Consider the following 5558-nt stretch of genomic DNA (forward strand, 5'->3'; position numbering starts at 1 on the left):
TGGTCGAGGCGGTCGGCCACGGCGCGCAAACCGTTGGCGAACCGGGTCAGGTCCTCGGGTCCGTAGTCGGTGAGCCAGTACTCCTCGGCGAGGCGGATGTTGACCACGGGGATGGTCGGTTCGGGGCTGATGGCGTAGGGGGTGCAGTCGATGCTGCTGTGCAGGATTTCCAGCGGGGTCGGCGCGTTGGTGGGGTTGCGCGGTGAGTAGGCGTGCAGGATCTGCCCGGGGAACTCGGTGGTGTGGTTGATGTCGGCCAGGCGTACGGCCAACTCCCGCGGGGGTACGTCGTGTTCGCTGGGATCGGCTTCGGCCCAGGAGGGCAGGTGGCCGGTGGTCGTCTCGCCGGTGGTCGTGGTGATGGTCCACCGCCGCGCCGGTCCCGTCGTACCGGTGGTTGCGGAGGTGGGTAAGGCGGGAGGCGAGGGGAGCGCGGAGTTCATGGTGTGGGGTTCCTGTTCATGGTCGGGGGGTGGAATCGGGTGGAGGTGGACAGTGGGCGGCCGTGGAGTGGCCGGGCTCGGCCGGGCAAGTAGCGGGCCGGAGGCCGCGGGGAGAGGCGGATCGTCGTGCCGCCTCCCGATGAGTCGGCCCGCGTCGGCCGGGCAGCCGTCCCACGGCGACACCACGTTCTCGGCGTGCACCAGGGCGACGAAACTGCTGTGCACGGCGAACCAGTTCAGCTCGGCCTCGTACTCATCGGGCCACTGGCTGATGACGGACCGGGACAACACCACGACTCCGTCGGCGAATCCGCGCTTGACGTGCTGTTTTATCCGCTGCCATCCGTAACGGTCCTCGGCGGCGGCAGCGGGAGCGTCGAGGACGTCGGTGAACGTCGCGTCGCGGACGAGCCGCCAACCCATCCGCTCCGCGAACTCGCGTGCTGCGGCCAGGGATCGGTCCGGACTCAGTCCGTTCATCGTGCGGGCGTACAGGGCGACCCGGGGGACCCGGGGGACGCGGCCACAGGCCCGCACCGTTTCGAGACGCCGCCCCATCTGCTCTCTGCGGAGCTTCATGAGCTGGATATCCCGTTCCGGCGCATTGCGAAGGACGCCGGAACGGAACCGCTCGGCGGTCCCGTTGCCGCCGTCCGTCCAGTCGCCGGCGGCGCAGGTGGTGATCTGGCTCCTCATCAGCGGCCTCGGCTTTGTGGGAGGGGGCAGGGTTCGCCCGCACTGGGGTGGGAGGCGGACCTCCGCCGGGCCGGTGGCCCGGCCCAGCGCGACAGCAGGTGTCACTGCGCGTCACGAATCATCGTGACTTGATGGACAGTCACCTTCGTCGCAGACCTAGCTTGCTCCCTTTTCGCTTCGGCGTGCAACACGTTCAACAGAAATCCAAAGAGGATGGTGTGCATAGCCAGGAGTGACGCAGGCGTGCCAGACTGCGACCATGACGCAGAAGAGAGCGACGCCGTCAGTCAAGAGGCGCCGTGTGGGTTCCCAACTACGCCAATGGCGCGAGGCGGTTGACGTGCCGTCGGGCGAAGTCGCTCGGCACATGGGGTGGAGTCAGGCGCGCTACTCCCGCGTCGAGCGCGGCTACTACCGCATCAGTCGCGACGACGTGTACAAGCTCACCGCGAAGATAGGTGTTGACGACTCGGTAGGCGTCGAAGAGGTCGCCCGGGTCGCCGAGGAACCGACCGGCAAGGGCTGGTGGGCGTCGTTCTCGGACAAGGTTGGCGAGGCATATCTCGACTTCGTGGAACTGGAGGCCGAGGCCGAGACCATCCGCGTCCAGCATCCGAAGATCATCCCTGGGCTGATCCAGGCGCCGGGCTATGTCAGGGAAATCCACTCAACCTCGCGGTCGGAGAACCCGGAGACGATGATTGCGATCCGCCTGGCCCGGCAGGATGTCCTCAGCCGAGCCAAGCTGCATGCTCTGGTCCCGGAGTCGGCCTTCCACGCCCGGTTCGAGTCCGGCCCCGGCGTCATGAAGGATCAGCTCCGCAAGCTGATCGACGCCTCCAACATGGAGAACGTCACCATCCAGATCCTGCCGCTCAGCGCCCACCCGTCCTACGGCGCCAACGGTGCAACGACCATCCTCACCTTCCAGCACCCCTGGACCCCTGTCGGAAGCGTCGACACCTCGACTGGTGGATCGCACACGTACGACCCCGACCAAGTCGGATATCTGGAAGCGGAGTTCGATCACCTTTCCTCAGCTGCCCTTCCGGTCGACGAGTCGCGGGATCTCCTCAACGAGCACCTGGAAGGACTGCACCAGTGACCACCAAGAACTTGACGGCCTCGAATCTCAGGGGTGCCGTCTGGAGGAAGTCCTCGTACAGCGGAAACGAATCAGGCCAGTGCGTCGAGCTCGCTCCCCTGACGGCCGGGCCGTTCGCCGGCATGCGGGCCATCCGGGACTCGAAGGACCCGGAAGGTCCCGTGCTGGTCTTCCCCGAGTCCTCGGTCGCGGGGTTCCTCGTGGACCTTCAGGACGGCAAGTTCGGCAACTGACGCTCGCCACATACGTCAAGGCCCGCCTCCCCCATCCGAACCGGGGGAGGCGGGCCTCAACGCGCTTCCGCACGGCTGCCGTCGAGCTGCTGTCGGTGGCGCGCGCTCTCCGGACGAGGTGCGTGGCCAGCCCGCGAGGTGGCACGCACGCGGGCCCGGCTCCTTCGGGGGAGGGGGCCGGGCCGCTTCAACGGGGGACCGTTCAGTCGGAGTAGGTGAGCTCCAGGTCGACATCGCCGTCGCCGTTCCGCTCGTTCTCGGTCAGCCGCACGGTCGCCGGGAAGGGCGGGTAGCCCATGGTGAGGAGGGTGTAGCTGCCCGGGTAGAGGTTGCCGAAGGCGTACGACCCGTCCTTGCCGGTACGCGCCTCGGCGACCTGGTGGCCGTCGGCGTCCCGCAGGACGACCTTCGCGTCCTCGACGGGACCGCCGTCCGCGCGGCGCACCGTGCCGGTGAGCGAGCCGGTGCCGGTCAGCACCAGGTCGCAGTCGACCTCGCGGCCGGCGGTGAGCACGCTCGCGGTCTGCGGGTGGTGCCCGGGGGCGCCCGCCACCAGGACGTAGGAACCGTTGCCCGGGGCCGGCAGCGAGAAGGCGCCGTCCGGGGCAGCCTGGGCCCGGGCGGCCTGGCGGCCGTCCGAGGCGATCAGGGTGAGCTCGGCGCGCGGCACCGGGAGCCCGGCCGCGCCGGTCACCCGCCCGCGCACCAGCGGACCCGCGGCCGTACCGCCGCCGCCCCGGCTCGTACCGCCGCCCGAGCCTGTGGCGCTGACCGGGACCGTGGCGCCGCCCCGGCTCGTACCGCCGACCGGACCCGTACCGCCGCTCGGGTCGGCCGGGTTCGGCCCGGCGCCCGACGCGGCTGCGGACGCCGGGCCCTCGGCCTCCTCCTCGGCCGGCTCCACCGCCAGGTGCGGCAGCCGTTTGTCGAGCCACTTCGGCAGCCACCAGTTGGCCGGGCCGAACAGGTGCATCAGGGCCGGCACCAGCACCGTGCGCAGGATGAACGCGTCCAGTGCAACCGCCCCGGCCAGGCCGATGCCGAACATCGCCAGCACCCGCTGCCCGCTGAGCACGAAGGCCGCGAAGACGCAGATCATGATGACCGCCGCCGAGTTGATCACCCGGCTGGTCTCGGCGAGGCCGACCCGTACCGCCCGCGCGTTGTCCCGGGTGTGCACCCACTCCTCGTGCATCCGGCTGACCAGGAACACCTGGTAGTCCATCGACAGACCGAAGAGCAACGACAGCATGATCACCGGCAGGAAGGCGTCAACCGGCCCGGCCCGCCCGGCGATCGCGCCGCCCCAGCCCCACTGGAAGACCGCGACCAGCACCCCGAAGGAGGCCGCGGCTGCCACCAGGTTCATCACGGCCGCGGTCAGCGGCACCACCAGCGAGCGGAACGCGAACAGCAGCAGCACGAAGCCGAGCGCGATGATCACGCCGATGAACAGCGGCAACTTGCCGTACAGGACCGTCGAGAAGTCCTCGAACACCGCGGTCTGGCCGCCGACATACGCCCGCATGCTGCTGCCCTTCTCGGCCGCGGGCACCACGTCGTCGCGCAGGTGGTCGATCAGGTCGGAAGTCGCCTTGTCCTGCGGGGAGGTGGTCGGCACCGCCTTCACCAGGGCGACCTTCTGCCCCGGCCGCATCGGCATCTGGGCCGCGTAGGCGATGCCGTGGGTGGAGCGCAGGGCCGTCACCAGGCTGTCCAGGGCCGGCTGGTCGGCGGCGGACGGCACCTCGGCGAGGATCGTGAGCGGCCCGTTGAAGCCCGGCCCGAATCCTCCCCCAGAGCCTCCGTCCTGGGAGGTGCCCCCAGCCAGCAGGTCGTACGCCTTGCGGGTGGTCGTGCCGGCCGGGTTGTTGCCCTGGTCGGAGGAGCCGAGCCGCAAGGACAGCGCCGGGATCGCCAGCGTCGCCATCACCACGACCGCGACCGCCGCGAGCGAGCGCGGGTGCCGTTGCAGGAACCCCGACCAGCGCGCCGCCGGGCCGGTGGCCGACCCCACCCGCGGCCCCGACGCGGCCAGCGCCCGCCGCTGCCGGCGGCTGAGCACCCGCATGCCGAGCAGGCCGAGCAGCGCGGGCAGCAGCGTCATCGCCGCCGCCACGGTGATCACGACCGTCAACGAGGCTGCCACGGCAACGCCGTTGAGGAAGGTCAGCCGCAAGGTGAACATGCCCAGCAGCGCGATGCACACCGTGCCGCCCGCGAACAGCACCGCCCGGCCGGAGGTGTTCAGCGCGACGACCGCCGCCTCCTCCGGACTTCGGCCGCGCAGGATCGCCCGCCGGTGCCGGGTGACGATGAACAACGCGTAGTCGATGCCGACGCCCAGACCCACCAGCGTCGCCAACTCCGGTGCGAAGTCGGCGACATCCATGCCGTGGCTGAGCAGGATGATCGCCGACGACGCGATGCCGATCCCGAACAGCGCGGTGACGAGCGGCAACAGCATCCCGAACAGCGAGCCCAGCGCGAGGAAGAGCACCACTCCGGCGGCCGCGATGCCGATGCCCTCGGCGAGTTCGGGCAGCGGCTGCTCGGCCTGCGCCGGCTTGGCGCCGCCGACCTCGACCCGCAGCCCGGGGGCCCGCGCCGAGTGCGCGGTGTCGATCAGCAACTGTGCCTGGCCGTTGGACAGTTCACCGCCGAGCTTGGTGTACGTCACGGAGGCGTACGCGGTCCGGCCGTCCTTGCTGATCTGCGCCGCGCCCGCCGGGTCGTACGGACTGACCACCGCGCCGACGTCCTTCTGGTGCGCGATCCGCGCCAGCGCCGGGTCGATCCGCTGCCGTACCGAGGCGTCCCGCACCGAACCGGAGTCCACGTGCCACACCACGGTGTCGGCCTCGCCGGACTGCTCGGGCACCGCCTTGTCCATCAGGTCGAGCACCTTCGCGGACTCGGTGCCCTTCAGCGAGAACGCGTCGGAGTACGCGTCACCGACCGCCCGGCCCGCCCCGCCCACGGCCAGCAGCGCGGCCGACCACAGCAGGATCACCCACCACTTGTGCCGGACGCACCAGCGCGCCACACCCGCCACGTTCACATCCCCCTCGTCGGTGGCAG

4 protein-coding genes are annotated in these 5558 nt (G+C 70.5%); 2 read left to right on the top strand and 2 right to left on the bottom strand.

Translation table 11 applies throughout. From position 1 onward, the window contains the following. A partial coding sequence (locus AC13HU_RS31165; RefSeq protein WP_483045326.1) for a DUF6907 domain-containing protein occupies positions 1–1139 on the bottom strand: 1139 nt, incomplete at its 3' end. Positions 1140–1398: 259 nt separating this feature from the next. On the opposite strand from AC13HU_RS31165, the gene AC13HU_RS31170 reads away from it, so the two are divergent. Both AC13HU_RS31170 and AC13HU_RS31175 read left to right on the top strand, forming a co-directional pair. Further along, positions 1399–2244, top strand: a complete 846-nt coding sequence (locus tag AC13HU_RS31170; RefSeq protein WP_483045327.1) for a helix-turn-helix domain-containing protein — start codon at positions 1399–1401, stop codon at positions 2242–2244. Then, positions 2241–2477, top strand: coding sequence for a DUF397 domain-containing protein (locus AC13HU_RS31175; RefSeq protein ID WP_483045328.1), 237 nt, complete (start codon positions 2241–2243; stop codon positions 2475–2477). The genes AC13HU_RS31170 and AC13HU_RS31175 overlap by 4 nt, the downstream gene beginning before the upstream one ends. 202 nt (positions 2478–2679) lie before the next feature. Here the strand turns inward: AC13HU_RS31175 and AC13HU_RS31180 are convergent, their stop codons facing one another. Further along, complete coding sequence (locus AC13HU_RS31180; protein ID WP_483045329.1) at positions 2680–5523, bottom strand: MMPL family transporter; 2844 nt, start codon at positions 5521–5523, stop codon at positions 2680–2682. Positions 5524–5558: the final 35 nt, after the last annotated feature.

It is taken from the genome of Streptomyces sp. NH27 (assembly GCF_056859195.1).

Bases quoted from the DNA above. Each gene is read 5' to 3' on its own strand.
- AC13HU_RS31170 (WP_483045327.1), top strand. From the start codon at position 1,399: ATGACGCAGAAGAGAGCGACGCCGTCAGTCAAGAGGCGCCGTGTGGGT.